The sequence below is a fragment of the Vagococcus martis genome, from assembly GCF_002026305.1.
In the GTDB taxonomy this organism is placed as follows: domain Bacteria; phylum Bacillota; class Bacilli; order Lactobacillales; family Vagococcaceae; genus Vagococcus; species Vagococcus martis.
This window is the reverse complement of sequence record NZ_MVAB01000001.1, coordinates 1,821,537-1,846,842: the sequence shown is the minus strand read 5'-3', so window position 1 is coordinate 1,846,842 and position 25,306 is coordinate 1,821,537. Positions and strand designations below refer to the sequence as shown.

Sequence of the window (25,306 nt, the reverse complement as noted above, 5' to 3'; positions counted from 1 at the left end):
TTACTTTTTCTTTTTTTCATGTCGCTTGGCTTTAACTTGCTTCATTCTAGTTTCCACGTAATGACTGACAAAACTCTCTTTAGGATTAATTGGACCATATAAAAATTTTTCAACCGTCACATTTATTACGCCACCAATAATAATAATTGACGAGGCGATATTCAGCCAAAACATAAAGAGGATGAAACCACCAATAATACCATAACTAGAAATTTTCCCTGAAAAATGCGTCACGTATAAACTAAATAATTGGGTCACCAACATCCAGGTTAAGGTTGTAAAAACTGCACCAAATAAAATCGTTTTAAAATGAATTTTTGCACTGGGTAAAAAATAATAGATACAAGTCATCACGACAAATAAAACAGAGATGGTTACTGGCCACCGTAGTGTTTGAAATGTTGATAGTATATCTTCAGGCATACCAACAATTGGAAGTAAATGTTCTAAAATGACTTGACCAAATCCCATGATAAACATTAAAACCAACAAAGCAAGCATCAATAAAAACACCATAAAAAAAGATAGTAGTCGTCTAATAAATTGGGTTTTTTGCTTAGAAACACCATATGCTTTGTCCAAACTAATTCGTATCCCATTTATTCCTTTACTAATAGCCCAAAAGGTACCTAATGCTGAAATTGATAATAATCCACCATTACTTTTAGTTAACAAATCCTCTATCGTATCTTTTAAAATACGGTAAATATCTGGTGGCAATAGCTCCCTGATGTAAGGGTAGATTTGTGTTTCATCAATTTTTAAATATGGGAGCACATTACCTATCACAATAAGAAGTGGAAAAAAAGACAGTAGCATGTAATAAGTGACGACAATAGAGTAGATAGTAACATCTGCCTGTTTTAAGGTAGATAAAAAGTCTTTAACAAATGATTGCCAATCCTTTTTTTCTGCATTCTTTTCCATCCCTCTTAAACGCTCCTATTCATCTTGTAAAGTTAAGATTTTCGGCCCATTAGCAGTAATGGCAATCGTATGCTCATACTGACAACTTAAACCGCCATCTTTTGTTCGTGCTGTCCATCCATTATTATCCATCTTCATTTGCCAAGTTCCAGTATTTACCATTGGTTCAATCGTAATAACCATACCTTCTTTTAATCTTAACCCTTTTCCAGCTTGTCCATAGTGAGGAACAGATGGTGCTTCATGGATAGTTGGCCCAATCCCATGGCCAATAAAATCTCGCACAACAGATAAATTTTCACTTTCAACATATGTCTGAATGGCATGACCAATGTCACCGATACGATTGCCAACCGTTGCTTGTTCAATTCCTTTATAAAGAGCTTTTTCAGTTACTTCCATTAAGTGGTCAATTTCTGGTGTTGATTTTCCGACAACATATGCCCAACAAGAATCTGACATAGCCCCTTTTAAATCAATACACATATCCACTTTAATTAAATCACCATCTTTTAATGGTGTTTTTCTTGGAAATCCATGACAGATTTCATCATTAATACTACAGCACGTTGCATACTCATAGCCTTCATATCCGATTTGAGCGGCAATCCCACCATGCTCTTCAATCATATTTCGAACAAACACTTCAATATCCCAACTTGTTATACCTGGTTTTATAAAATCTCTTAACGCTTCATGAACACTAGCTAATAATTGACCAGATTTTTCCATTTCATCTATTTCTCTTGCTGATTTTAATGTAATCATGTTTATTTTCGCTCCTTTTCATCTTTGCTTTCTTATTCTAGCATAAACACACCCGTTCGACAAAATTAGCAAAAGATAAATTTATTGAAAACTGGTGTGTATTTGTTATAATTTTTCTAGATGATTAAGTAGAGGAAAGAGGAAAAACATGGCTATTGCAAAAATTGTTTATGCAAGTCTTACTGGTAACACGGAAGAAATAGCAGATATCGTAGCAGAACGTTTAGAAGAAAAAGGGTTAGACGTTGAGATTGAGGAATGCACACAAGTCGATGCTGAAGAGTTTTTAGATGCAGATATTTGTATTGTAGGTAGTTACACTTATGATGATGTCTTAGTTCCTGATGAAATTGCTGACTTTTATGAAGATCTATTAGAATTAGATTTAACTGGAAAAATATATGGTGTGATTGGATCCGGAGATACCTTTTATCCATGCTTCTGTCAAGTGGTTGATCAATTTGATAAAGCTTTCCAATCAACTGGTGCAACAAAAGGGGCTGAGTCAGTAAAAGTTGACTTAGCTGCTGAAGAAGATGACATTGTTGCTCTTGAAGCATTTGCGGATGCATTAGTAAAACAACTTAATTAAACAAACTAACTCAATACACATAGAAACCTCGTAAACCCAACATTAAAACGTTGACTTCACGAGGTTATTTATTTATATAAGCAGTTAAACTCACTTTAATTTTGTTAAACTTACTTTAGGGTGTTTTTGGGACATTTCGATAACGTTTTTAATCATAACTTCTATTTCTTCAACTGTCGGTCTAGCCCTCCTAGAGGCAGCTAATGTAGATAACCCTATGCTCATAACCCAACAATTAGTGAAAATAGCTTCTTTTACTTCATCAGATAGTTTAGCGTATGCATCATCCTGATTGATTTTGTCATAAAATAAATCATGTGTAAACTTATTTAGTTTCGTCCCACTTTCATGATTATCTACAAAAAGTGCTTTGTAAAAAACACTATTTTCAGAAGCAAATTTTACATAGTTAACTGTCAAATCAACAATACAATCGTCTGTATAGCGTTGATTGTAAACTTCATTTCTTAAGCCGGCTGTCACTCGATCAATAAAGACATTACGTAACTCATCCATATTTTTAAACTCCAAATAAATTGGTTGCGTTGATGTTTTCATCTTATTCGCTATATTTCTTGCGGTAAATCCACTAAATCCTTCAGTCGAAATAACTTCAAATACTGCTGATAGGATGTGTTCTCGTGTAATTGTCTTTTTTCTAGCCATAAAAACCTCTCCTTTGTTCTTAAAATGTTTATAAAACGAACAATACATGTCAAGCTACAGTTATTTAATACATTATAACATGAACTTATGAGCAAACAAATAAATATATCAAAAAAACACCCATTTTTTTGATAAAAAAACGATATTTTAGAAAATAAGAAGATAGCGAATAAATGCATCATACCAGTGATAATCGGTCCAATTTGTTCTCATCTCTATCGTATGCTAATATATTGTTATGATAATTCTAGGAGGATGATAAAATGGTATTAAAAAATTTCGATCATTTATTACAAAAATATGCTGAATTAATTACTAAAGTCGGTGTAAATGTATCTAAATCACACACTGTTGTCTTAAATATACAAGTAGAACAAGCACCTCTTGCTCGTTATATTGTTAAAGAAGCATACAAATTAGGAGCGAAACAAGTTGTTGTTCAATGGTCAGATGACGTTGTAAACAGAGAATTTTTCTTACATGCTGATGATGATGTTATCTCTAGCGTCCCTGACTATAAAATTGAAGAGGCAAATGATTGGGTGGAAAAAGGAGCAAGTCGTATTAGTGTCGTATCTCAAAATCCTGATGCTTTCTCTGGTGTGGACGGAGATCGTTTAGCAACTTTCCAATCAGTAAATGGAAAGGCAATGATGCCACTACGACAAGCGACACAAGCAAACAAATTAAGCTGGACTGTTGTTGCTGCTGCAGGTAGTGACTGGGCAAAAAAAGTATTCCCTGAATTAACATCTAACGAAGAACAAGTTGATGCATTATGGGATGCTATTTTTAAAGCTTGTCGTATGTACGAAACGGATCCTATTGAAGCTTGGCATAATCATGATAAGACGTTAGAAACAAAAGCAGATGAATTAAATGCTCATCAATTTGATGCGCTACATTATACCGCACCTGGTACTGATCTAGTAATCGGTCTTCCAGAACATCATCATTGGGAAGGTGCTGGCAGTAAAAATGCTCGTGGGGAACGTTTCATGGCAAATATGCCAACTGAAGAAGTCTTTACAGCTCCAGATTGTCGTCGTATTGACGGTATTGTATCGAGTACAAAACCGTTAAGCTATGCTGGAAATACGATCGAAAACATGGTCTTTACATTTAAGGATGGCAAAGTCGTTGATGTCACTGCAGATAAAGGCGAAGATGTATTGAAAAAATTATTAGAAACAGATGAAGGAGCGAAAAGTTTAGGTGAAGTCGCTCTTGTTCCGGATAGCTCTCCAATTTCTCAATCTGGTATTACATTCTTTAATACCCTTTTTGATGAAAATGCTTCAAATCATTTAGCTTTGGGTAGTGCGTATGCCTTTAATATTGAAGGCGGCACAGAAATGACTGAAGAACAGCTAGCAGAGGCTGGATTAAACCGTAGTCAAACACATGTTGACTTTATGATTGGTTCTAATCAAATGAATGTAGATGGTATCAAAACAGATGGTACTAAAGTGCCAATATTCAGAAATGGTGAATGGGCATAAAAAAAGTGGGCAATGTGCCCACTTTTTTTTATAATAAATCATCCATTTCTTGAGTTCTTGCTTGTAAATAAGAATCCCCGGATTTTATTTCTTCTATTGTAATAGTCTCTAATGCTCTTGACACTAACCCTTCAACATCCAATCGTTCTTCATATTTACGAACTTTTTCTACTTTAGGCTTTGTTTTAGGCTCTGGCGGAGCAAAAATGGTACAACAATCCTCAAAAGGCAACGTTGCTAAGGTAAATGTATCAATTTTTTCTGCTACTTCTATTATTTCTGATTTATCCATTGTAATAACTGGACGAATAATAGGGGTTGTCGTCACATCATTTATCGCTGTCATGCTTCGCATCGTTTGTGATGCTACTTGCCCAAGAGATTCGCCATTAACAATAGCCAATCCATGGCGTATGTCTCTGATTTTGTCAGTCAAACGTAACATGAAACGTCTTGTCACAGTCATCCAATAACCTTCTGGAATACCACGTTTTATTTCTTCTTGAATTTCCGTAAATGGAACTGTAATGAATTGGATTTTCCCTACGTAAGGAGTTAATTTTACAGCTAAATCCTTTGCTTTATTTAGTGATTGTTCACTGGTGTATGGTGGACTATAAAAATGTATGGCTTCAATTTCTACCCCACGCTTCATCGCTAAATAACCAGCTACAGGTGAATCAATTCCTCCAGAGAGCATTAACATCCCTTTACCACTGGATCCGACTGGCAAGCCAGCTGCACCAAAAATAGTTTCACATGATAAATAGGCCGCTTCGTTACGTACTTCTACTTCTACACGAATATCTGGTTGAACCATTTTCACTTGAATTCCTTCTATTCCATGAAAAATTGCTGCACCAACTTCTTTATTGATATCATTACTATCCCAAAGAAAGCCTTTATCAGAGCGTCTACTTTGAACTTTAAATGTTTTCCCAGGTTCCCAGATATCTTTAACCATTTCCAGTGCTGTCTGACAAATCAGTTCAGGATCTTTTTCAATTCGGACAACGGGTGAAAAACTTTGGATACCAAAAATTGGTTCTAGTTGTTTCATTACTTGACGATCATCTTCACCGTTTAATATTAAATGCATTCTATCTCGATCTGATCTCACCTTAACCTTTGGATAACCATGCAGACTCTGTTTGACATTATATGCTAGTTGATTAATAAATATACGTCTATTTTTTCCTTTTGTTGATAATTCGCCATAACGAATCATGATTTCTGTTGCTTTCATTGAGTTCCCCTCTTACGAATAGATTTTCGAAAACTTTTGATACAATTGATTAAATATCACTAAAAACTGTTCGACTTCAGCCATTGTGTTTTGATGATTTAAACTTATTCGAACAGCTGTTTCGGCAAATTGATGTGTGACACCCATTGCATGTAAGGTGCTACTTTCTGTTTTTTGGCGACTTGAACAGGCACTCGTTGTCGAGATATAGATATCTTTTTCCTCTAAGGCATGTACTAATACTTCACCTCGTACTTTTTTTAAGCCAAACGTTAAAATATGAGGAGCTGATTTTTCTTCATCTAACGAAGAAAATAATGTGACATGATCATATTTATTTAATCCCTCAGCAAGAGCATTTTTAAGTTGGCGAACTTTTCTTTCCTTTATATCCTGATCGTCAGTTGCTATACGGAATGCTTTAGCCATCGCAACAGTAGCTGGTGTATTTTCTGTGCCGCTTCTTTTGTTACGTTCTTGTCCACCGCCAGTTAGTAAAGGAGATAGTTTTGCACCATTACGCCAATAAATAAATCCTATTCCTCTTGGCCCTTGAAATTTATGTGCAGAGCATGTCATAAAATCCACTCGGCTAGTTAAATATTTTTCTATTGGTAATTTAGTGACAGCTTGAACAGCATCAACATGATAATGAATGGATGGATACTTTTTAAGTAACTCACTAATCTCCTTTATTCTTTGGACCATTCCAACTTCACTATTCACCACCACTGTGGATACTAAAATCGTCTCATCTGATAATAGTTTTTCCAACTCAGCTAAATCAATCAATCCTTCTCTATCGACGGGACAAAATGATACTTTAAAGCCAAGTTCTTCTAATTGTTTGGCTGTATTCGAAACAGATGGATGCTCGACATTTGATACGATAATATGATTACCGAAAGGACGTTTTTCAATTGCTGTACCTTTTAAGACCCAGTTGTTACCTTCTGTCCCACCACTGGTAAAAAAGATTTCAGTTGAGTCTACTCCCAAAATATCCGCAATTTGTTGACGTGATTTTTCTAATAATATAGAAGATTGCTGACCTAACCTGTGTAAACTAGAAGGATTTCCTATAAAACGCTGACTGACTTTATTATATGTATCAAGTACTTGTGGATGAATCATGGTTGTTGCACTATTGTCAAAATATATCATATCGTCACTCTTTCTATAAAAATTCACTACTCATTATAACGTGCTACTTATAAATCATCAACTAAGCTAATTTGCTCATAAAAAAACCAAGAAAACAAGCATGTTTTCTTGGTTTTTCTAAACTCTTAGATTGTTGTCTCTTTATTATCAAAATAATATTTTCTAATACGGTCTGTTGCTCCTGGTTCGATTCGTTCAATCGCTTCAGAAATAACATCCAAAGCATCTTTGTATTGATGCTCTCTTGAGAATAAACTCAAACTGCGATCAATTGCGTGTTTTATATCTGGATGAGAGAAACGGAAGCGGTTAGCGTACTGAATCATTTGTTCAGTCAATGTTGAACTATCAATCAACTCATTCGTTTTTTCACGAAGCGTGCGCATGTCTTCATCACATACAGCAACTAAGTGATCAATATGATTCATATCTATTCTAATTTTATTAAGCTCTTGGCTTAGTTCTTCGATTCGTTCTCCAGTTACAAAGAAAAACTCTAGGTAACTGCTTGGTATTCCAGGTAAGCGTTGTTTTTCAACATAACGTTTTAACATACGCAATTCTAATTCATAGTCATCAATTTTTTCGATTGCCTTACGTTCTCTAGGAGCAAAATCCTTAATAGAACGGCTAATCTCAACTTGCCCATTTTCGATATCTTTTAATTGGGCTAGACTCTCGCGGTAAAAAGAAGCTACTTGTGAGAAGATTGCTTCTTTATTTTTCATTTTTTCTTCAGTTTCGTCAAATTCTTTTTGTATTTCTTCCATCTGAGCTTGGAAGCCTCTGACACTTCCCAATTCATTGTTATTTAAAATATAACTTTGAGAGACGTGATCCAATTCAATCATTAATAGATGATTGTTCTTGTCAGCATGTTCTAAAAGGCTCGTTAATTTTGCTTTGTTATCATTTACGTAAACTCGAGAAGAAATTTCTTTCTCCATGATGTCATATAAATGATCAATTTCTTTAGCAATTTCCGCATTTAATTTTGAAACATTTTCAATTTCTAACTTTTCTAAATTAGATAATGTTGCATCAACTTTCGTTTCTAATTTCTCAACATTAACCGCTACGATGTCATTTTCAAACACGTAGTGATCTTTTTTCAATGTTTCGTAACCTTCTTTTATTTCCTTTAATTGTTTTGGAAATACATTTGTTAATGTATCGACTAAAGGAGGTATTTGCTCAACAATTCCTTGAATTTCGTATGTTCTCTTTTCAGCATTTTCTAATACAGTACGAGCTTCCATAGGGTCACCAGCTGTATTTAATGCAACAAATTGAGTAAAATCGCGTTCAACATTTTGAATTTGTTTTTCAAGTTCATTATAAGATACACCGTATTTTTCTGGGTTTTCAGAAACGGTATCGCTAATTGACTCGTAAGCATCTAATGCTTTTTGGACTGCTTCAGAGTTACGCTCTTCACTTTCACGTAATTCTTTCAGACCTTGACGGATTTCTTCAACTTCTTTTTCCATGCCGTCTAACGTGTCATTTGCTTCAACGATGGCTTCTTTCACCTTCATTAATCGGTATGTCTCATTTAAATTTTCAATTTCAAAAATTAGGCTTTCTAGTTCAGCAAAAGATATGGTAGATATATCAACCCATTTTTGGTTCCATTCTCTAAACGTGTTTTGGCTTTGGCCTACTAAGTGCATTTTCTTTACTTCATCCACTTCTTCAAGAACTGGTAAATCGAATAACGCAATTTTACGCTGTTCCAATTCCTCCAGTTTATCTTGATTTCTGCGTTTCATCAAGAACGCAACTAGGTAAGCTGCTACCGCTAGGATAATTACAAAAAGTAATACCCATAACCAGGTTTTAGTATTCATGAAATTTCCTCCATATATGTTTGTGACCACTACCCTTTCGACTCACCAGAAATACGAGGACAAAATGCCTATTATAAGTACACTTAAAACCTCTTTTTCATACAATTGATCAATATATTAGAAAATTTACATCTAAGAAAGATTATAGCACATTCACTACTTTCTATCACTAGTTTATTCTAAAAAAGTCATTTTTTCATTCTTCGACTTTTAAAGTTTAATCATATGATTACGATGCTTGTTTAAGTATAACTTATCTATTTAACCTTTAGCAATTAAAAAGATAACCCTACTATCCATTTAACAGTTCTTTCTATTTTATCATCATAGTTTATTATCTTTGATCAAATGAGTCAGCTATATTAATTGACAATTGGTTCATATCACTTTATATTTATAATTAAATTTTAATTTTTTTAATCAAAAAATAATAAAAGGAGGAGCTTTATGAAAAAAAACGTTATGTTGGGAGCAATAACTAGTAGTTTAATCCTTTTTGCTGGTTGTTCAAGTAATAACTTAGATAGCACAAATAGTAACAAGCAAAAAAATAACAAACAACTATTATCAGTTGTTGAGTCTGCTGAATTACCCACAATGGATATTTCAAAAGCGGTTGATGTTGTCAGCTTTTCTGCTATTAGTCAAACAATGGAGGGTCTTTATGAATTCAATGATGATAGTATTCCACAAGCTGCATTAGCTAAAGAAGTTGTTGAGCCAACAAATAATGGGCTTACATATACTATTTCATTAAAAGAAGATGGTAAATGGAGTAATGGTGAGCCTGTTACAGCTCATGATTTTGTTTACTCTTGGCAACGAACAGTTAACCCGGTGACTTCTTCTGAGTATGCTTACCTTTTTTCAGGTATAGTAAATGCTGACGCTATCACTAAAGGTGAGAAAAAACCTGAAGAACTAGGTGTTAAAGCTCTAGATGATTACACGATTGAAATTTCTCTTGAAAAACCGATTCCATACCTGAATTCTCTATTAGCTAAACCGACCTTCTACCCTCAAAATAAAAAAGCTGTTGAGGAATTTGGCGATAACTATGCTACCTCAAGTGAAAATTTAGTTTATAACGGTGCTTTCAAACTGGATCAATGGGATGGAACAAATACTACTTGGAATTACATAAAAAACGATCAATACCGTGAGAAGAAACATGTGTCATTAGATGAAATTAATGTGACTGTTGTCAAAGAAAATGGAACTAGCTTAAATATGTATCAAGCTGATGAAGTCGATATTATTCCAGTTAAAGGCGAATTTGCTCAACAACAAAAAGATAATGCTGACTTCATTGTTAGGGAATATCCGTCAAGTTACTATATTCAATATAATTTTAAAAATAAATTAGCATCTAATAAAAATCTGCGTAAAGCGATTGGCTACTCAATCAACTCAAAAGAAATCGCTGATACTATTTTAGGTGATGGTTCAAAAGAAATTAATGGATTTGTTGCCACAGGTATCCTTAATCCTAAAACTGGAAAAGACTTTGCAGAAGAATCTGGTAAATTAACAGAGTTCAATCAGGAAAAAGCCCAAGAATATTGGAAAAAAGCTAAATTAGAACTTGGAAACACACCTTTAAATTTTACCTTACTAGCCTCTGATACAGACTCTGCAAAGAAATTGGCAGAATATGTACAAGGTCAACTTGAATCGACTCTTGATGGGCTAAAGATTAATGTTTCTGCTATTCCATTTTCAAATCGCTTAGACAAAATGTCTAATGGAGACTTTGAGATTGTATTAGCTGGATGGTCTGCAACATTTGCCGATCCTGTTGATTTTCTACAACTTGCAAATGTTGATGCTTCAATGAACTTTGGAAAATGGAATAATGAAGAATACGGTAAAATCATGAATGATGTCACTAACACTTATGCTGCCGATTCTGATAAGCGTTGGGAGTCAATGATAGAAGCTCATAAATTAATGATGGAAGAATTACCTTATCAACCACTGTATCAAAGTAGTGAAGCATTCTTAGTGAAACCAAAAGTTAAAGGACTTGTTTACCGTGCTTTAGGAAGTCCTTATTATAAAAATGTTACAGTAGAATAAATAAAAAAAGACGCCCTCTTAAAAGGCGTCTTTTTTTAAAATGCTGGAATAGCTGTTTTACTATGTTCTTTTTCGATATATTCTTTCACTGCTTTACTTGTCATAGCTTTTTTCAAAGCTTTAATTTTGTCAGAATCTTGATTATCTTCTCTAGCTACTAAAGAAATCGCAAATCTTTCATCTACTGTATTTTCTAATAAAATGGCATCATCTGGAGTTAAGCCAACTTTTGCAATGTAAGCTGGATAGTTGTAAACCATCGCCACATCTTTTTCGTTATAAGCTTCTGCTAAGTTTAATAAATCAACTGATAAAAATTCAATTTGTTTTGGATTTTTTTCAATATCTTTCAGTGTTCCATTAAAGCCAACACCCTCTTTTAACGTAATTAAGCCTTGCTCATTTAAAATCGCTAATGCACGGCCTTCATTTGATACGTCACTTGGAATAGCAATTTTCGCTTTATCAGGAATCTCATCAACTGATTTATAATCTTTTGAATAATAACCAACTTTTGCATTATAAATAGGTTGAATCACCACTAAGTTTGCCTCTTTTTCTTGGTTAAATTTCATCATATATGGTTTGTGTTGTGCGAAATTCGCATCAACTTCTTTACTTTTTAACATTTCATTATATTGGATGTTATCTGTTACTTGAACCAATTCAACATCCCATCCATCTTTTTTTGCTTCTTCTTTTGCGACATTGACAATATCAGTCATTGGTGGTGCTTGAGAAGCTACTTTGATGATTTTATCTTCTTTTGGTTTTTCTTCTTTTTTACTTTCTTCTGCTTTTCCACATGCTACTAACCCTAATGTTAAACCTAACAACATCACATATTTAAAACTTTTTTTCATTATGACAACGTCCTTTTATCTAATTTTTTTGCTATTTTATACCCTACTAATTGAATCAATCCAACTAACACAATCATGATGACGATAGCAAGCATCATCACAGTGTATTCATAACGTTGGTAGCCATACCGTATGGCGAAGTCTCCAATTCCTCCACCACCAACTACTCCCATTACAGTCGAATAAGATACCAAACTAATTAACATCGATGTCGCACTTAATACCAAGCCACTTCTTGCTTCAAGCCATAAAAAATGATACACATGTTGCCATCTTGTCACACCTAATGACTCTGATAAGATGAGCACACTTTTAGGAATATCTAATAACACTTGTTCACATAGTCTTGCGAAAATAGCAATTGCTACTAAACTAAGTGAAACGGATGCTGATTTTGGGCCAAATCCTGTCCCAACAATCACACGTGTCAAAGGAATCAATGTAACAACCAATAATAAAAATGGAAATGAGCGAATAATATTAACATAACTTGATGAGAGATTATAGAGACATCTTTGTTGCCATGTTTCTTTTTTGCGACATAGAAATAGTACAGTCCCTATTATCAAACCAAACACCATACCAAATACCATGCTCACACCAATCATATACATCGTCTGTTTAAGAGCTAACACTAGTTCTGGCAAATAAATCATCGCATCTTTTAAAGATGTCATTTGCTCAACCTCCTAAAAGCTTTGGTTGGGTATGGATCACACTCTGCCTCATCTTGACTGTGATTCACCTCAACGATATGACGAATTTGACCTTTATCTAATATCAAGCATTCATCACAAAAAGATTTTACTTTATCTAAATCATGACTCACAAAAATGATGGTGGGCTGGTAGTCATCATGCACGTCTCTTAAAATTTGCAAGATAAGCTGAGCATTATACTCATCTAATGCACTTGTGGCTTCATCTAACAAAATATATTTTGGCTTTGTCACTAAAGCTCTTGCCAACGCAACACGTTGTTTTTGTCCACCACTTAACGTTGATGGGTAAACAGTTGCATAGTCTAGTAACCCAACTTTTTCCAACCAAAAAAGAGCTTGTGATTTATCTTTAATACCTTTTAGTTTTAGAGGTAAATGACTGTTTTCTAATACGGTTAGATTATTAAGCAAATGATAGTCTTGAAAAATCATGCCCATTTTCTGTTTGAGAATACCCTTTTGTTTCCTTGTTAAGTCACGACAATCGACATCATCTATCCAAAACTTTCCATCATCTATTGATGTACTTAAATTTAATATACTCAATAGCGTTGATTTTCCCGAACCACTTTCACCTACAACCCCATAGATGACACCATTTTTTATGGTTAATGAAATATTTTCTAAACTAAATTCCCCATAGACTTTTCTTACTTGATTTAACTGAATCACTTTTAATACTCCTTTACGTATACGGTACTGCTTATCGACATCACACATAGTAAAGGCTCTCAAACAAAAACGCAAAGCTATCAGAAAAAAAGAAGAAGATAACACAATGGTCATCTTCTTCTAACGATTTAAATGATTGATAGGCTTGACTTTATAAATAACGTATCAAGTTTTTATACATACAATTTTGTTTTTTAGTGAACTATTTAAAACAAATTTAATTGGGTTGGATTTAGTCCTTGATACTCAATTTTCAATTTGTCTTTGAGTGTTAAGGCGTTTTCTCCTGCATCGCCACCTGAATTATTATTAAACACCACAACCACTTTTTTAGCTTTTATTTTTTCTATCTCTTTTGCTAGCTCATTTAGTTCTTCATCAGAATAACGATAGAGCGTACGTTTTTTCCGCCAGTCACTCGATTTTTCTGCCCAATAGCGTTTATTTCTACCATGAAGTCGTACATACGCGTAATCAGGTGTTGTGACTTCAGATAAAAAAGGAACTGAATGATGCACAACTTGTGGTTCATCAACACTCACCAATGTGTAATGATACTGAGTCATAAATTGCATCATCTCTTTTTTAACAGACTCACTGTACCAAGTGCTACTTCGAAACTCTACAGCCATTGGATACTCTTTGAATCGTTCTCTCAACTGACGAAGGTAGGTTACATTTTCTTTATTACAAATAAAATAACTAGGAAACTGGCACAAAATGGTAGAAAGACGATTTTGTTGAACTAAGGGTTCTAAAAATAATTTGAACGCTTCATCCATTTCTTTTTCATCCTGATAATACTCTTCTAACTTTGCATGTTTTGTCATGACTTTAAACGCCTTGATGCTAAAAGAAAACTTATTTGGTGTCTCGTTTATCCAATTTTCACTGACTGTTGGTTCTTTTATTCCGTAAAAAGACGTATTCATTTCCACCACTGGAAATAGTGATGCGTAATCAGATAATGTTAAAAATGATTTATTCAGTAATTTTCCGTGTTCTCTAAACGTCGTTAACCCAATTTCTATCATGTTATGTCATCCTTTTTCTATAAAAAAAGTATCAGATCATAAGACCTGATACTAGTTAGTGCGAGAAAAGGGACTTGAACCCTCACGAAGAATACTCTTCACAAGATCCTTAGTCTTGCTCGTCTGCCAATTCCGACATTCTCGCTAATCGTAGTGTTATTCTACCATACATCTTTGGTTTTTTTCCACTACATTTTAGTTATTTTGATAAATAATGTAATTTTCCACCACATTGACAGCGGTACTTTGATAAATTCAATCGTTTTTTACGTTGAAATGTTTTCTTACACTTGGAACATTCTATAAGATAGACTTTTCTTTCTGGTGGTTCACGAAGTTTCGGGGTAAACCTTAAACCATCAACTTGTTTAAGTAGTTCTTTAAACTCTTTATCGCTATGCCTATACCCTCTATTTTCTAAATGTAAATGATAATGGCATAACTCATGTTTAATAATACCGATTAAAACCTCTTCATCATAGACATCTAAAATAGCTGGATTAAAATCTAACTGGTGAGAAGATAAATGATATCTCCCACCAGTTGTTTTCAATCTTTTATTAAAAGAAGCTTGATGAAGAAATGGCTTATCAAAATACATTAGAGACGTTTTTTCTACTAAAGTCTGTAATTCACCATCGTTCACCTAGTGTCACTCCTTATTTTTGAGTTGGTTCAATCATTGTCAGTGTGATGCGTTGTTTTTGTACGTCTACATCTACTATCCACACTGTCACAACATCTCCAACTGCCACAACATCTGTTGGATGCTTAATGTATGATTGGCTTAATTTTGAGATATGAACTAAACCATCTTGTTTCACTCCAATATCCACAAATGCACCAAAATCAACTACATTTCTGACAGTCCCTTCTAACTGCATACCTGGTTTCAAATCTTCCATTTTAAGAATATCTTTTCTTAAAAGTGGTGCAGCTAAATCATCACGCATATCACGTCCTGGTTGTCTTAACGCACTAATCACATCTTCAAGTGTTTCTTTACCAACTGATAATGTCTCACTCATTTGTTCAACAGATACGTTTTCTAATTTCGCATTTGTATCCTCAGTACCAATTTCAGACATATCAATCGCTAATTCTTCTAGCAATTGTTTTACTAATCCATAACTTTCAGGGTGAATGCCTGTTGTATCTAAAATATTTTTAGCATTTGGAATACGTAAAAATCCGATTGATTGCTCGTATGCTTTTGGTCCTAAGCGTGGCACTTTTTTCAAATTAGTACGGCTAGTAAATTCACCATTTTCTTCACGATAAATGACAATATTTTTTGCCGTTGTTTTGTTTAAACCAGCCACATGTTGCAATAATTGGGCGCTGGCTGTATTAACATTGACACCTACTTGGTTAACTACCATTTCCACAACAAAATCCAATTGTTCTCCTAAGCGTTTTTGAGAAACATCATGCTGGTATTGACCCACACCAACTGCTTTTGGATCAATTTTTACAAGTTCTGCTAATGGATCTTGTAAACGTCGTCCGATACTAACAGCACTTCTTTCTTCTACTTGTAACTCAGGAAACTCTTCTCTAGCTGTATCACTTGCTGAATAAACGGATGCTCCTGCCTCATTAACAATCACATAAAAAACAGGTCGTTTCATTTCTTTCAAGCACTCTGAAACAAATGCTTCTGATTCACGACTGGCCGTTCCATTTCCTATTGCGACCATTTCAACCTTGTATTCCTCTAACAATTTAATAAACTCAGGTTTAGCTTCTTCACGTTTTTTAGCATTAGCTGGTTTATGTGGATAAATGACATGCACAGCCAATAATTTACCTGTTGGGTCAACAATAGCTAGCTTACAACCTGTACGATAAGCCGGGTCAAACCCTAATACAACTTTCCCTTTTAAAGGAGGTTGCAATAAGAGGTTTTTAAGATTTTCTCCAAAAATCGAGATGGCTTGTTCATCTGCTTTTTCCGTTAATTCATTACGTATTTCACGCTCAATTGCCGGAGCTATAAATCGTTTGTAACTATCTTCATAGGCTGCACGTATATAAGGTGTGGCAACACTTGTTTCACTCTTAATTAAATGGCGTTCAAAGTATTGAAATACTCGGTTGCTATCTATTTCAATCGCAACTTTCAAGACACCTTCTTTTTCACCACGATTTGTTGCTAACACTCTATGAGACACCATTTTTTTCATCGGTTCAGAAAAGTCATAGTACATCTCATAGACACTTTTTTCATCTAATGATTTATCTTTTTCCTTTGTTGTATAAAGACCTGTTTGCTTCGTCATATCACGTAACCATTCACGATAAGCTGGTTCATCACTAATCACTTCAGCAATGATTTCATGTGCTCCAGCTAACGCATCTTCAGATGTCTTAATCTCTTTTTCTTCGTTAATGTATTTAGCTGCTTCTTCTTCTATAGACCCATTTTCTGGAAAAGTCAGTAACCAATCGGCTAATGGTTCAAGACCACTTTCTTTTGCGATAGTTGCCTTAGTACGACGTTTTTGTTTAAATGGTCGATACAAATCTTCTACTCGTTGCATTTTTTTGGCTGCATTTATTTTTTTCTCTAAGTCTTTTGTTAGCTTTCCTTGCTCGCTAATCAGTCTGATAACTTCTTCTTTACGTTTTACCAAACCTTCTATATAGGCATGACGTTCTTCAATTTCTCTAATCTCAACTTCATCTAGACTTCCTGTTTGTTCTTTACGGTAGCGTGCAATAAAAGGAACCGTATTACCTTCACTTAATAAGTGTAATACGGTGTCAATTTGTTTTCTTTTTATATTTGGTAATTCTTTTTCTAAAATGTCAAATACTTGTGTGTCTTGCATAGTTATTCATTCGTCTCCCTATCAAAAATATGCTTACTTGATTTAAAATAACGTCGTTCTAAATAATCAGATAACGCTTGATACGCTTTTAAGCGTAACAATACTTCCTTATCCATAATAACATATTTTTTTGATAGTAATGGAATCTTAACAAGATTTTCTAAATCTTCAAAGAACTCACCAGATTCTGATACATAAACCTCACTCCAAGTTAATTCACTTTCACCAGTGGCATTTACTTGCATGATATTTGCTTGATACCATCTATACTCTAAAAATTTGAGTGACAAACGATATTCCCGATATTCTTCAATGGGTACTTTAATATCTTCTGAGTCTGCATCATCTGCTTTTTGAAATAGTTTTAATATTCCTTGATCATCATAGCGTTTTTTACGTTTTTCTTCTTCCACATCATTGTTTATTTTAGATACTTCTTCAATCATTTCTCCTTTTTCTTCAACCAACGTTTGATCTACAAATTGTTGTAAGTAAGCTACACGATCACTTAATCGATTAACTTCTTTCAACAAACGACGCATTTCTCCTTGATAGTATAAATTTTCCTCGTTTAATTTTTCATTTAACTCTCTTAAATTTGCCGCATCACTTATTAAACTCGATTGATTAAACTCTGAACGCTCTCGTTCTTCCTCTAATAAGGATTCTGTTTCTTGGCTTTTTTCAATCCATTCTTTTAATTTCTTTTCCAATTCCCAATAAGATTGTTTTTGTTCTTCTAGTCTGTGTATAATATTCTCTTTTTCTACTACTACTTTATCTAACTCATTTTTCACAGAATCTTTTTCTAGTCTTAACGCTTGCATTAAGGCTTGTTGTTCGCCTTTTTCCATTGTTAACTCATCAATGGTTGATTGCATTTTAAATTCAGTCGTTGATGCGGTAACTAGTTGTTGTTCTTGATAAGCTATTGTCGACTCAAATTCTCTTGTGTCACTTTGTAACTGCTCGAAAACTCTTATTTTTTCAGATTGTTCTTGTTCTAATGATTCTTTTAATTGTTGAACTTCACTTTCTGCATGAGTCAAACGTTCTTTTATTGTTGCCAACTCTTTAGACTGTTCTTGTTCTTTTACACTCAATGCATTTTTTGTCTCAGTCATTTGTTCTAAAGAAGAACTAAGAACTGTATTATTATGCTCTAACTCACTAATTAATTTGTTAGCTTGACCTAATTCTTGCGATAACACTTTAAATTTTTCTCTGTATTCAATACTTTGGTGTTCGTTATTTTCTACTTTATCCTTTAACGCATTTTGTGTTTGAAAACCTGAATAATCATTCGTTTGAATCCTATCTAAATTCTCTTGTAATAATCGGTTCTCATTTTCAATCGCATCAAGTTGTGCCATTAAAGCTTGTTGCTCTCTATCCTGTTTATCGCTCCATTGCTTGACTCTTTTGTCTTGCTCTAATAATTTATCATGTAAACTGTCTATTACTGAATCTTGAGCAAGTAAGGTGTTCTTTTGAGGAGTAGCTTTTTTTTCTAATGTTGACGAAAAAGTAGGTACACTTGTCTCTACTTGATTAGTACCCAAGTATGGTGCTGTCAATAACTCTTGAACTGTTTGAAAAAAATGTTTTATTTCCACATCATCTAATAAACTTGTTACACCAAATGAAATATATAATTTAATAAATCCAATATCATTAATATGATAAAAAGCTTTCTTTATCGGATAAATGGCTAGTACCGTTTGCCATCTATGAAAAAAAACTGATAATCTCTGATTAATTTGATAAGTAAAAACTGGATCAAATAATACTTCTAATTGATTAGTAAGCTTATTTGGTATGGGGTTATCAGACATCACTATAATTGATTTCGTTCGAGGCTTTACTTTTTCTTTTTTAAACAAACGCATACTGATTTTCCCCTGTTCCTTTTCCATTATATTACCTCCGTTATTTGTTAACTCAATTATAATTATACTAAAAAAGCGTTGTTATACAACAACACTTTTTTAGACTTTCTAGCCTTCTTGAGAAAAGTTAAGTTGTACACCAGGTTTATCCAGTGCAATTTCTGTTACTTCATAAGTTAGACGTTCGATTAAAACGAATAACGGATGCACTAAGGTATTTACTTCATCAGAAGATAAATCTTCTATTTTCTCTACTTTACGCCCTACAGTCTGAACAAACTGCGCTACATCTCCGCTTATCGCAACATTTTCTAATATAATTTTAAATTCAATTCTTAAACCTAAAATTGAGTTATTTTCTGGATCAATGTCCATTTCTTCGGTGATTTCAAAAGGATTTAAACTCACATTAATTGATGTTTCTTCTGAATGATCTTGTGGTAATGCATCGTAATGATATGATTGTACAAACTCTTGTTGTCTTTTAAGTTCCATTTTATTCTCTCCTAAGTCTATTTAACATTATAAAAAACTAAATAAATTATCTACCTTTTATATTCTACACGAAATGCCACGATATTTAAATGTAAATATCTATTTATTTATACAGAGTTTCATTTGAATGCTCAAAATATCATTCAATATCGTGCTCTTCTTTCTCAACTGCACGATAGTTCTGCATCTTCTTACTAAATAATGTTCCGTTTGATGGAGGAGTATAGGTAATAGCATTTGCTCCAGCTTCAATGGTCTCCATAATTGACTCTTCTGTTGGCCCGCCAGTCGCCATTATTGGAAATAGTGGGTATCTCTCACGAATAGTACGAACAATATGAGCTGTGTGTTTTCCACCACTCACATTTAAGATTTGAACGCCTGCTGCAATTTTTTCATCTATATCGGTAAATTCTGATGTGACGGTTCCAATAATAGGTATATCAATAGTTTGTGAAATATCATATATTGTTTCTTTAGGTGTGGGAGCATTGACAACAACGCCGATTGATCCATTTGCTTCAGCAAACATACTCATATTGACTGACCGATTTCCTTGTGTTAGTCCACCACCCACTCCAGAAAAAACTGGCACGTCAGCTGATTCAATGATCGCTTTTGTTATAGTTGGATGGGGAGTAAATGGGTATACTGCAATCACCGCATCGGCATCAATATTTCGAATAATGGCAATATCAGTTGAATAACAAATAGATTTTATACGTTTGCCATATATTTTAATACCTGAACAGTTCCGAATAATATTTGGCACGTGAATTAAATCTTTTCGTAAATTTGTCACAATTTCAGGTGCAATTCTTTTTTCTCGATGCATTTCTTTTTCTCCTCCAAAATAAATTGAACTTTAATATACATTATTAAAGCTCAACTTTAATGATCATATTGATCTAATTGATATTGTTTAATAAGTGATACCAACTTATCAGCATAACCCGGGTCAGTTGCATACCCTGCCACTTGTAAGGCTTTGGCTGCTGTTTGATAATCATCTGCCAAAAGAACGCCTTGATATAAATAAGGATCCCAGTCAACTCCTTGAACAAATAACAAAGTATGATCTCTAATGCAATCAGACCAACTAGCATATACTTTAAAATTAGCCTTGATAGTTTCCCACTTACCATCTTTATATTCTTTGGTTTCAAGCTTGATAGAATGATCATTGGGACTAAATGATTTAATACCAAATAAATTATTATATTTCGCACTCAATTCACTTGTCCCCCAATCAGATTCTAGAATGGCTTGAGCCAAAACAATACTTGGCATAATCCCATGACTGGCTTGCATTTCTTTAGCTACTGGAACAATTTCATCGATAAAAGCTTGCTTATTTGTTGTGTTTGTTTCTTCAGACTGAATGGTCTGTGTGGGACTAGTTAATCCTCTTAAACTTAATAAAAAGACAACCATACTTACCAACAAAAGCAACGCACCTACCAATATAGGTAAGGTTAATTTATATCGAGGTTTGTTCCTTCTTGCGTATTTTTTTGCCATAAATTACCTACTTTTAATCATTTCTACATATTCTTCTAGTGACAAATTATGTTCTTTCATGTATAACGCATTAGCTTTACCGACATATCGAATATGCCAAGGTTCATAATTAATACCGGTTATATCTTCTTTTCCATGTTCATATCGTACAATAAAGCCGTACTCACTAGCATTTTCTTCAATCCATTTTCCAGCTGGAGTGTCACCAAACGCTCCTTCTAGCATATTTCCTTGGTTGTACCATTCTTGTTCTAAAATATCAATAGCTAAGCCTGTATGATGTTCACTTAATCCAGGCTCTGTTAAGTATGCCATTGCCTGCTTTTTCGCGTCCTCATCAGATAATCCTTGAGCTTTATATGTCGCTATATCTCGTTGCACGATAGCTGTTTGTTCTGCAACAGATCGATAGCCAGAGATCACAACTAATTTGAAACCTTTTTTATTCGCAGCTTCAACCATGTCGTTAAAGGCATCATAAATTCTACTATCAATTTTTTTTCCATTAGGTAACTCTTTCAAATTAGTAGGCTCTTTTTCAATTTTATTATCTTTGTTTACTAAGATTAAATTCCAATCTGACGCGTTACCTGGATAAATATCATCTGTTTTAATTTTTGTTGTTTGTTTTGTTGATCTTTCCTCTGTTTTTTCGACTGCTTGTTGGTTTGACCCAACTTTAAACCATATTCCAAGCGCAATAAAACAACCTATAATCCCAACAAATACTTTTTTAGCCATAGTGACTAATCATTCCCTTTATCTTCAGCATTTTCTTCAGCATAAGTATCTGTTAAATTTTCATCTAGCCATTCTAGTAAATCAATTTTAGATTCTTCAATTTGTTGTTGGACAATTCCTGGCATGAAGAATTCTAAAATATCATCATAACCCCATTCACCATAATTCATCACAACACGTAATACAACTACATGTTTTTGTGGTGCATTTAACAACTCTTGATTACTAAAACGTTGTTGGGTAATCAACTCGACATTAGCTAAACCTGATTTTATCCATGTATTTGCAATAACTGTTTTTAATCGTTTGTATTCGACACTTGCATAATTTCTTTTTTCTGGAAACATAATCGTCTGACTAACAATTTTATGAAGTAACATCCATTCATAATCGGAAAACAGATTTTTTATCTTTTGCATTTTATCATTTGGTAACTGAACTAATCCTTTTTTCCAATCCGTCCACATAGCTACAGGTAATTCTAAAATATTGTTACAAAACACCTCTTCGCTAATAAATTGATCCTTTATACGGTCTAACATAATATTAACCATTGCTTGATGCATAATACGTCATCCTCTTTTCTACATTAAATCAATAAATAAAATGATATCTTATATCATTTTACTATATTTAGGTAGACTTTTGAATCAAATACACTACCTGATGATATAAGTTTAAAAAAACTACAACATTTTTTCATGCATTCGACTAAAGTTCACTTTAATATCTATAAAAGTTTGAACTTGTAACAACAATTGATACAATTTAGCACGATTTTCAAATTCTGAACGTGATGTTGGTAATGGTTTAGTTTCATACATTTGAAATACTTCTAATACTTCTTCTTTTAAAGCCAAACCATCATTGTCTTCGGCATAAGTGTTGGCAATATTAATTAATAAAGTCTCCACACTCTCAGCCACATCTTTATCAACATCAATTTGTTTTATTAGTTCATTCATATCTTCAAGTGTTTCAAATTGTCTTAATCTCATATTAAAGTAACTTAAATAATACTCGTCTTGAGATAGTAATTGATTTTCCATGTGACGTTTTGATAGTTGTCTTCCTTGTTTAATCGATTTTGACAAGCCTTCTAACAACGCATTACATTCATTTGCCACATCTTTTCGATATAATAGTTCCGAAAATTGACGCAGTAATTTTTGAATGGTTTGATCGACGACTTGTTTATTTTCTTCGATGTCTTCTTTCACACTAGGCATATGCAAATTTGCAATAAGTGCCAACGTAATTCCGATTAGTAATAATCCAAATGCATTTAATATAAGCCAAGGTGCCATTGATTTTTCATTTAAAAAATGTGTCATCAATACTGAGTTGATTGGAACAATTTCTGGCATTTTCCACTTACCTGCAACAGGAATGTAAAAAAGTAACAACAGGCAATAAGCAAGTGGGGTATATCCTATCACATGGTACCAAAAATAGGCCATGATTGTTGCTAGTATAAATGCTAATATACGCCCCACCCCAATTTTTACAGACGATCGTTTTGTATTTGTCACACTTAAAATTGCGACAACTCCTGCTGTTGAGGCATATTTAAACCCTAAAATAGTTGCTAACCATATACCAATTGATGCTGTGACAGCCGTTTTTACTGTGCGTAATCCTATTTTCATTGTCATCCTCTTTTCACACTTTATCCTTACTCTATTTAAAGTCAAAATTTGTTTCTCGTCAAATACTAGAAAATTCTGTCTCTTTCGTTTATCATAAGGGTATATTAAGGAGGGGAAATTATGTCGCGTATTAAATCATTTTTTATATTATCTGTGTTTGTGTTCACTTTAAGTGCGTGTGGTATTACACAAGAATTAGATCAATCTGTGACCGTTACGGAGAATATCAATCAGCAACTGAAAGAAGAAAAGCAAACTATTTCCTCTTTAAATACACTTATCGAGCATTTCTCTACAACTTATGACAAAGAGATTCATGAAAAAAATCTAACAGACATTTTAGGGAATGACATGAGTAGCTTAAATAAAAGTTATGACGAACGTGAGGAAATACTCTCTACTTTGAAAAAAGATAATAAGTTGATTAAGTCTTACAATAAAGAACTAAAAGCGATTCTTTCAAAAAAGGCAGTTGATGTGGATAATACAAAACTTGTTGCCATACAAAGTAGCGTTGATATTATAATCAACAACATCGAATCTTTACAATTATACCTAGAATCAAGTCTTTCACAAGAAAAAGAGTTATATAATGATGTCACTGTCGATACGGCAGATGCCTTATTTTCAGCTATTGATAGAGCAAATGGTGCGACATTACTCGTAACCAATGAAACTCTGCAAAATATTTCTTACACAACAGATTTGATTAATGACTATCAAAAATCAGCTCCATCAAATCATAAATAAACTAGGAGAATGGTCGTCAAAATGGTTATTGGAAAATATCGAATAGGTCTACGAACATTAAAAACTGCGATTGCCGTCATGTGTTGTATTATCTTTTTTCATATTACACATCGAGGGTCCCCTATGGTTGCGACACTTGCAGCTGTATTTGCTTTAAGAGAAGACATGTCTACCACTATGAGCTTTGGAAAATCAAGAATTTTAGGAAATACAATTGGTGGTATTTCGGGAATTTTATACTACCTCTGTCTGTTAAAATTACCAAATCAATCAATTGGTGAAATCTTTTTAGTCCCATTTTTTGTCTTAGTCACTATCACCATTTCCATTCGTTTAAAAAATGAAAAAGGCATTATTGGTGGTGTTGCCACTCTTTTATTTTTATGTTTTTCGATTCCTAAAACAAGTTCTTTTACCTACGCAATTGACCGTGTTATTGATACGTTCATAGGTACGCTATTTGCGATTCTTTGGAATTACTTAATTAAGTCACCTTTGGAAGACAAAGAAGAAACACTTGAGGAAAAGAAAGAACAACTTGCTATAAAAAAAAGAGAAGTTGCCTCTTTAGAGGAAGAAATAGATTCTATGGAGAAAAATATCCCTGCTGATACACCATTAGACTAAATAAACCCACGCTTTTTAGCGTGGGTTTATTGTTTATCCAACATTCGATAACCAATGCCGATTTCTGTTGTGATATATTCAGGTTCTAATGGATTATCTTCTATTTTTTTTCTAATGTTAGACATGTTTACTCTTAAGGTTTTACTCTCATTAGTGTAAGGACCCCATACTTTTTTTGAGATAAAAGAATGAGTCAAAACCTTTCCTACATTTTCTGCCAACAATTGAACGATTTTATATTCGTTTGGTGTCAGATGGATTGTCTCACCACGTTTTGTCACGAGATGCTTTTCTATATCTACACATAACTCACCGTTTTGAATGAGTTTTATTTCTTCTTCTGTTTGCACTCGTTGATTAAAATGCCGTAATGTTGTACGGATTCTGGCCAAAAGTTCAGGTGTTCCAAAGGGCTTGGTTATATAGTCATCTGCTCCTAAATCGAGTGCTTCAACTTTCGTCAATTCATCATCTCTTGCTGATATCACAATAATTGGTACCTCACTGTCTTTTCTAATTTGTTTTAACAGCTCTAAGCCATCTTGATCAGGCAACCCTAAATCAAGCAATATCATATCAATCGGCCACATACGATACATTGATAGTCCTTCCAAAGCCGAATGAGCCACGTATGTTGTATGATTTTCTTTTTCTAAGACCACTTTCATAAAATCTGCAATAACTTGATCGTCTTCTATAATTAATATAGTTGGCAT

Annotated in this window: 25 protein-coding genes and 1 tRNA gene; 5 read left to right on the top strand and 21 right to left on the bottom strand. The window is 33.7% G+C overall.

The window, feature by feature from the left end; translation table 11 throughout:
- A complete protein-coding gene (locus BW731_RS08985; RefSeq protein ID WP_079347477.1) occupies positions 1-927 on the bottom strand; it encodes a YihY/virulence factor BrkB family protein in 927 nt (308 codons plus the stop codon).
- 15 nt (positions 928-942) lie between these two features.
- Positions 943-1,695: a type I methionyl aminopeptidase gene (gene map / locus BW731_RS08980; RefSeq protein WP_079347476.1), complete on the bottom strand. Its 753-nt coding sequence runs from the start codon at positions 1,693-1,695 to the stop codon at positions 943-945.
- Between the two features lie 148 nt (positions 1,696-1,843).
- Between map and BW731_RS08975 the strand changes: the two genes are divergently transcribed.
- Positions 1,844-2,287 (top strand): flavodoxin, encoded by a 444-nt coding sequence (locus tag BW731_RS08975; protein WP_079347474.1) that lies wholly within the window; start codon positions 1,844-1,846, stop codon positions 2,285-2,287.
- A gap of 90 nt (positions 2,288-2,377) precedes the next feature.
- Here BW731_RS08975 and BW731_RS08970 read toward each other — a convergent pair whose 3' ends face one another.
- Entirely contained in the window at positions 2,378-2,953 is a 576-nt protein-coding gene (locus BW731_RS08970; protein ID WP_158080194.1) for a TetR/AcrR family transcriptional regulator, read from the bottom strand.
- A 263-nt stretch (positions 2,954-3,216) separates the two neighbouring features.
- On the opposite strand from BW731_RS08970, the gene BW731_RS08965 reads away from it, so the two are divergent.
- Positions 3,217-4,455, top strand: a complete 1,239-nt coding sequence (locus BW731_RS08965; RefSeq protein WP_079347470.1) for an aminopeptidase — start codon at positions 3,217-3,219, stop codon at positions 4,453-4,455.
- Positions 4,456-4,483: 28 nt separating this feature from the next.
- Here BW731_RS08965 and thiI read toward each other — a convergent pair whose 3' ends face one another.
- The 3 genes from thiI to BW731_RS08950 form a co-directional block, all read right to left on the bottom strand.
- On the bottom strand, positions 4,484-5,701 hold the full coding sequence (gene thiI, locus BW731_RS08960; protein WP_079347468.1) for a tRNA uracil 4-sulfurtransferase ThiI: 1,218 nt from the start codon (positions 5,699-5,701) through the stop codon (positions 4,484-4,486).
- Between the two features lie 12 nt (positions 5,702-5,713).
- Positions 5,714-6,865: a cysteine desulfurase family protein gene (locus tag BW731_RS08955; RefSeq protein ID WP_079347466.1), complete on the bottom strand. Its 1,152-nt coding sequence runs from the start codon at positions 6,863-6,865 to the stop codon at positions 5,714-5,716.
- Positions 6,866-6,990: 125 nt separating this feature from the next.
- The gene (locus BW731_RS08950; protein WP_079347464.1) at positions 6,991-8,715 is read right to left on the bottom strand and encodes a septation ring formation regulator EzrA; all 1,725 of its coding nucleotides are present in this window, start codon (positions 8,713-8,715) and stop codon (positions 6,991-6,993) included.
- Positions 8,716-9,162: 447 nt separating this feature from the next.
- Here BW731_RS08950 and BW731_RS08945 point away from each other — a divergent pair, with 447 nt between their 5' ends.
- On the top strand, positions 9,163-10,794 hold the full coding sequence (locus BW731_RS08945) for a peptide ABC transporter substrate-binding protein (protein WP_233120457.1): 1,632 nt from the start codon (positions 9,163-9,165) through the stop codon (positions 10,792-10,794).
- A 35-nt stretch (positions 10,795-10,829) separates the two neighbouring features.
- Here BW731_RS08945 and BW731_RS08940 read toward each other — a convergent pair whose 3' ends face one another.
- The 14 genes from BW731_RS08940 to BW731_RS08875 all read right to left on the bottom strand — a co-directional run bounded on the left by BW731_RS08940 (position 10,830) and on the right by BW731_RS08875 (position 23,213).
- Positions 10,830-11,657 (bottom strand): MetQ/NlpA family ABC transporter substrate-binding protein, encoded by an 828-nt coding sequence (locus tag BW731_RS08940; protein ID WP_079347463.1) that lies wholly within the window; start codon positions 11,655-11,657, stop codon positions 10,830-10,832.
- Positions 11,657-12,334, bottom strand: a complete 678-nt coding sequence (locus tag BW731_RS08935; RefSeq protein WP_079347461.1) for a methionine ABC transporter permease — start codon at positions 12,332-12,334, stop codon at positions 11,657-11,659. The genes BW731_RS08940 and BW731_RS08935 overlap by 1 nt, the downstream gene beginning before the upstream one ends.
- Positions 12,331-13,050 (bottom strand): ABC transporter ATP-binding protein, encoded by a 720-nt coding sequence (locus tag BW731_RS08930; protein ID WP_079347459.1) that lies wholly within the window; start codon positions 13,048-13,050, stop codon positions 12,331-12,333. Before BW731_RS08930 ends, BW731_RS08935 begins: the two co-directional genes overlap by 4 nt.
- A gap of 206 nt (positions 13,051-13,256) precedes the next feature.
- Complete coding sequence (locus BW731_RS08925) at positions 13,257-14,084, bottom strand: DUF72 domain-containing protein (RefSeq protein WP_079347457.1); 828 nt, start codon at positions 14,082-14,084, stop codon at positions 13,257-13,259.
- Positions 14,085-14,143: 59 nt separating this feature from the next.
- A tRNA-Leu gene (locus tag BW731_RS08920) sits at positions 14,144-14,229 on the bottom strand.
- Positions 14,230-14,283: 54 nt separating this feature from the next.
- Positions 14,284-14,730, bottom strand: a complete 447-nt coding sequence (locus BW731_RS08915) for a SprT family protein (RefSeq protein WP_079347456.1) — start codon at positions 14,728-14,730, stop codon at positions 14,284-14,286.
- A gap of 13 nt (positions 14,731-14,743) precedes the next feature.
- Entirely contained in the window at positions 14,744-16,918 is a 2,175-nt protein-coding gene (locus BW731_RS08910; protein WP_079347454.1) for a Tex family protein, read from the bottom strand.
- Positions 16,919-16,920: 2 nt separating this feature from the next.
- Positions 16,921-18,834, bottom strand: a complete 1,914-nt coding sequence (locus BW731_RS08905) for a coiled-coil domain-containing protein (protein WP_079347452.1) — start codon at positions 18,832-18,834, stop codon at positions 16,921-16,923.
- Positions 18,835-18,915: 81 nt separating this feature from the next.
- Positions 18,916-19,302, bottom strand: coding sequence for a DUF1149 family protein (locus BW731_RS08900; RefSeq protein ID WP_079347450.1), 387 nt, complete (start codon positions 19,300-19,302; stop codon positions 18,916-18,918).
- 139 nt (positions 19,303-19,441) lie between these two features.
- Entirely contained in the window at positions 19,442-20,137 is a 696-nt protein-coding gene (locus BW731_RS08895; RefSeq protein WP_079347448.1) for a beta/alpha barrel domain-containing protein, read from the bottom strand.
- Between the two features lie 56 nt (positions 20,138-20,193).
- On the bottom strand, positions 20,194-20,823 hold the full coding sequence (locus BW731_RS08890; RefSeq protein WP_079347446.1) for a glycoside hydrolase family 73 protein: 630 nt from the start codon (positions 20,821-20,823) through the stop codon (positions 20,194-20,196).
- 3 nt (positions 20,824-20,826) lie between these two features.
- A complete protein-coding gene (locus BW731_RS08885; RefSeq protein ID WP_079347444.1) occupies positions 20,827-21,564 on the bottom strand; it encodes a M15 family metallopeptidase in 738 nt (245 codons plus the stop codon).
- A 5-nt stretch (positions 21,565-21,569) separates the two neighbouring features.
- Positions 21,570-22,130, bottom strand: a complete 561-nt coding sequence (locus BW731_RS08880) for a hypothetical protein (protein WP_079347442.1) — start codon at positions 22,128-22,130, stop codon at positions 21,570-21,572.
- Between the two features lie 120 nt (positions 22,131-22,250).
- On the bottom strand, positions 22,251-23,213 hold the full coding sequence (locus BW731_RS08875; RefSeq protein ID WP_158080193.1) for an aromatic acid exporter family protein: 963 nt from the start codon (positions 23,211-23,213) through the stop codon (positions 22,251-22,253).
- A 120-nt stretch (positions 23,214-23,333) separates the two neighbouring features.
- On the opposite strand from BW731_RS08875, the gene BW731_RS08870 reads away from it, so the two are divergent.
- Both BW731_RS08870 and BW731_RS08865 read left to right on the top strand, forming a co-directional pair.
- A complete protein-coding gene (locus BW731_RS08870; RefSeq protein WP_079347438.1) occupies positions 23,334-23,963 on the top strand; it encodes a hypothetical protein in 630 nt (209 codons plus the stop codon).
- Between the two features lie 9 nt (positions 23,964-23,972).
- On the top strand, positions 23,973-24,590 hold the full coding sequence (locus tag BW731_RS08865; protein ID WP_233120456.1) for an FUSC family protein: 618 nt from the start codon (positions 23,973-23,975) through the stop codon (positions 24,588-24,590).
- 26 nt (positions 24,591-24,616) lie between these two features.
- On the opposite strand, the gene BW731_RS08860 is transcribed toward BW731_RS08865, so the two are convergent.
- Entirely contained in the window at positions 24,617-25,306 is a 690-nt protein-coding gene (locus BW731_RS08860; RefSeq protein WP_079347434.1) for a response regulator transcription factor, read from the bottom strand.

Excerpts from the sequence above, each read along its gene's own strand:
- BW731_RS08965 (WP_079347470.1), top strand. The coding sequence starts at position 3,217 with ATGGTATTAAAAAATTTCGATCATTTATTACAAAAATATGCTGAATTA.
- BW731_RS08895 (WP_079347448.1), bottom strand. The coding sequence starts at position 20,137 with ATGCATCGAGAAAAAAGAATTGCACCTGAAATTGTGACAAATTTACGA.
- BW731_RS08880 (WP_079347442.1), bottom strand. The coding sequence starts at position 22,130 with ATGCATCAAGCAATGGTTAATATTATGTTAGACCGTATAAAGGATCAA.
- BW731_RS08985 (WP_079347477.1), bottom strand. The coding sequence starts at position 927 with ATGGAAAAGAATGCAGAAAAAAAGGATTGGCAATCATTTGTTAAAGAC.
- BW731_RS08950 (WP_079347464.1), bottom strand. The coding sequence starts at position 8,715 with ATGAATACTAAAACCTGGTTATGGGTATTACTTTTTGTAATTATCCTA.
- BW731_RS08975 (WP_079347474.1), top strand. The coding sequence starts at position 1,844 with ATGGCTATTGCAAAAATTGTTTATGCAAGTCTTACTGGTAACACGGAA.
- BW731_RS08940 (WP_079347463.1), bottom strand. The coding sequence starts at position 11,657 with ATGAAAAAAAGTTTTAAATATGTGATGTTGTTAGGTTTAACATTAGGG.
- BW731_RS08890 (WP_079347446.1), bottom strand. The coding sequence starts at position 20,823 with ATGGCAAAAAAATACGCAAGAAGGAACAAACCTCGATATAAATTAACC.
- BW731_RS08875 (WP_158080193.1), bottom strand. The coding sequence starts at position 23,213 with ATGAAAATAGGATTACGCACAGTAAAAACGGCTGTCACAGCATCAATT.
- map (WP_079347476.1), bottom strand. The coding sequence starts at position 1,695 with ATGATTACATTAAAATCAGCAAGAGAAATAGATGAAATGGAAAAATCT.
- BW731_RS08865 (WP_233120456.1), top strand. The coding sequence starts at position 23,973 with ATGGTCGTCAAAATGGTTATTGGAAAATATCGAATAGGTCTACGAACA.
- BW731_RS08935 (WP_079347461.1), bottom strand. The coding sequence starts at position 12,334 with ATGACATCTTTAAAAGATGCGATGATTTATTTGCCAGAACTAGTGTTA.
- BW731_RS08925 (WP_079347457.1), bottom strand. The coding sequence starts at position 14,084 with ATGATAGAAATTGGGTTAACGACGTTTAGAGAACACGGAAAATTACTG.
- BW731_RS08860 (WP_079347434.1), bottom strand. The coding sequence starts at position 25,306 with ATGCCAACTATATTAATTATAGAAGACGATCAAGTTATTGCAGATTTT.
- BW731_RS08905 (WP_079347452.1), bottom strand. The coding sequence starts at position 18,834 with ATGGAAAAGGAACAGGGGAAAATCAGTATGCGTTTGTTTAAAAAAGAA.
- BW731_RS08910 (WP_079347454.1), bottom strand. The coding sequence starts at position 16,918 with ATGCAAGACACACAAGTATTTGACATTTTAGAAAAAGAATTACCAAAT.
- BW731_RS08870 (WP_079347438.1), top strand. The coding sequence starts at position 23,334 with ATGTCGCGTATTAAATCATTTTTTATATTATCTGTGTTTGTGTTCACT.
- BW731_RS08900 (WP_079347450.1), bottom strand. The coding sequence starts at position 19,302 with ATGGAACTTAAAAGACAACAAGAGTTTGTACAATCATATCATTACGAT.
- BW731_RS08970 (WP_158080194.1), bottom strand. The coding sequence starts at position 2,953 with ATGGCTAGAAAAAAGACAATTACACGAGAACACATCCTATCAGCAGTA.
- BW731_RS08885 (WP_079347444.1), bottom strand. The coding sequence starts at position 21,564 with ATGGCTAAAAAAGTATTTGTTGGGATTATAGGTTGTTTTATTGCGCTT.
- BW731_RS08945 (WP_233120457.1), top strand. The coding sequence starts at position 9,163 with ATGAAAAAAAACGTTATGTTGGGAGCAATAACTAGTAGTTTAATCCTT.
- thiI (WP_079347468.1), bottom strand. The coding sequence starts at position 5,701 with ATGAAAGCAACAGAAATCATGATTCGTTATGGCGAATTATCAACAAAA.
- BW731_RS08955 (WP_079347466.1), bottom strand. The coding sequence starts at position 6,865 with ATGATATATTTTGACAATAGTGCAACAACCATGATTCATCCACAAGTA.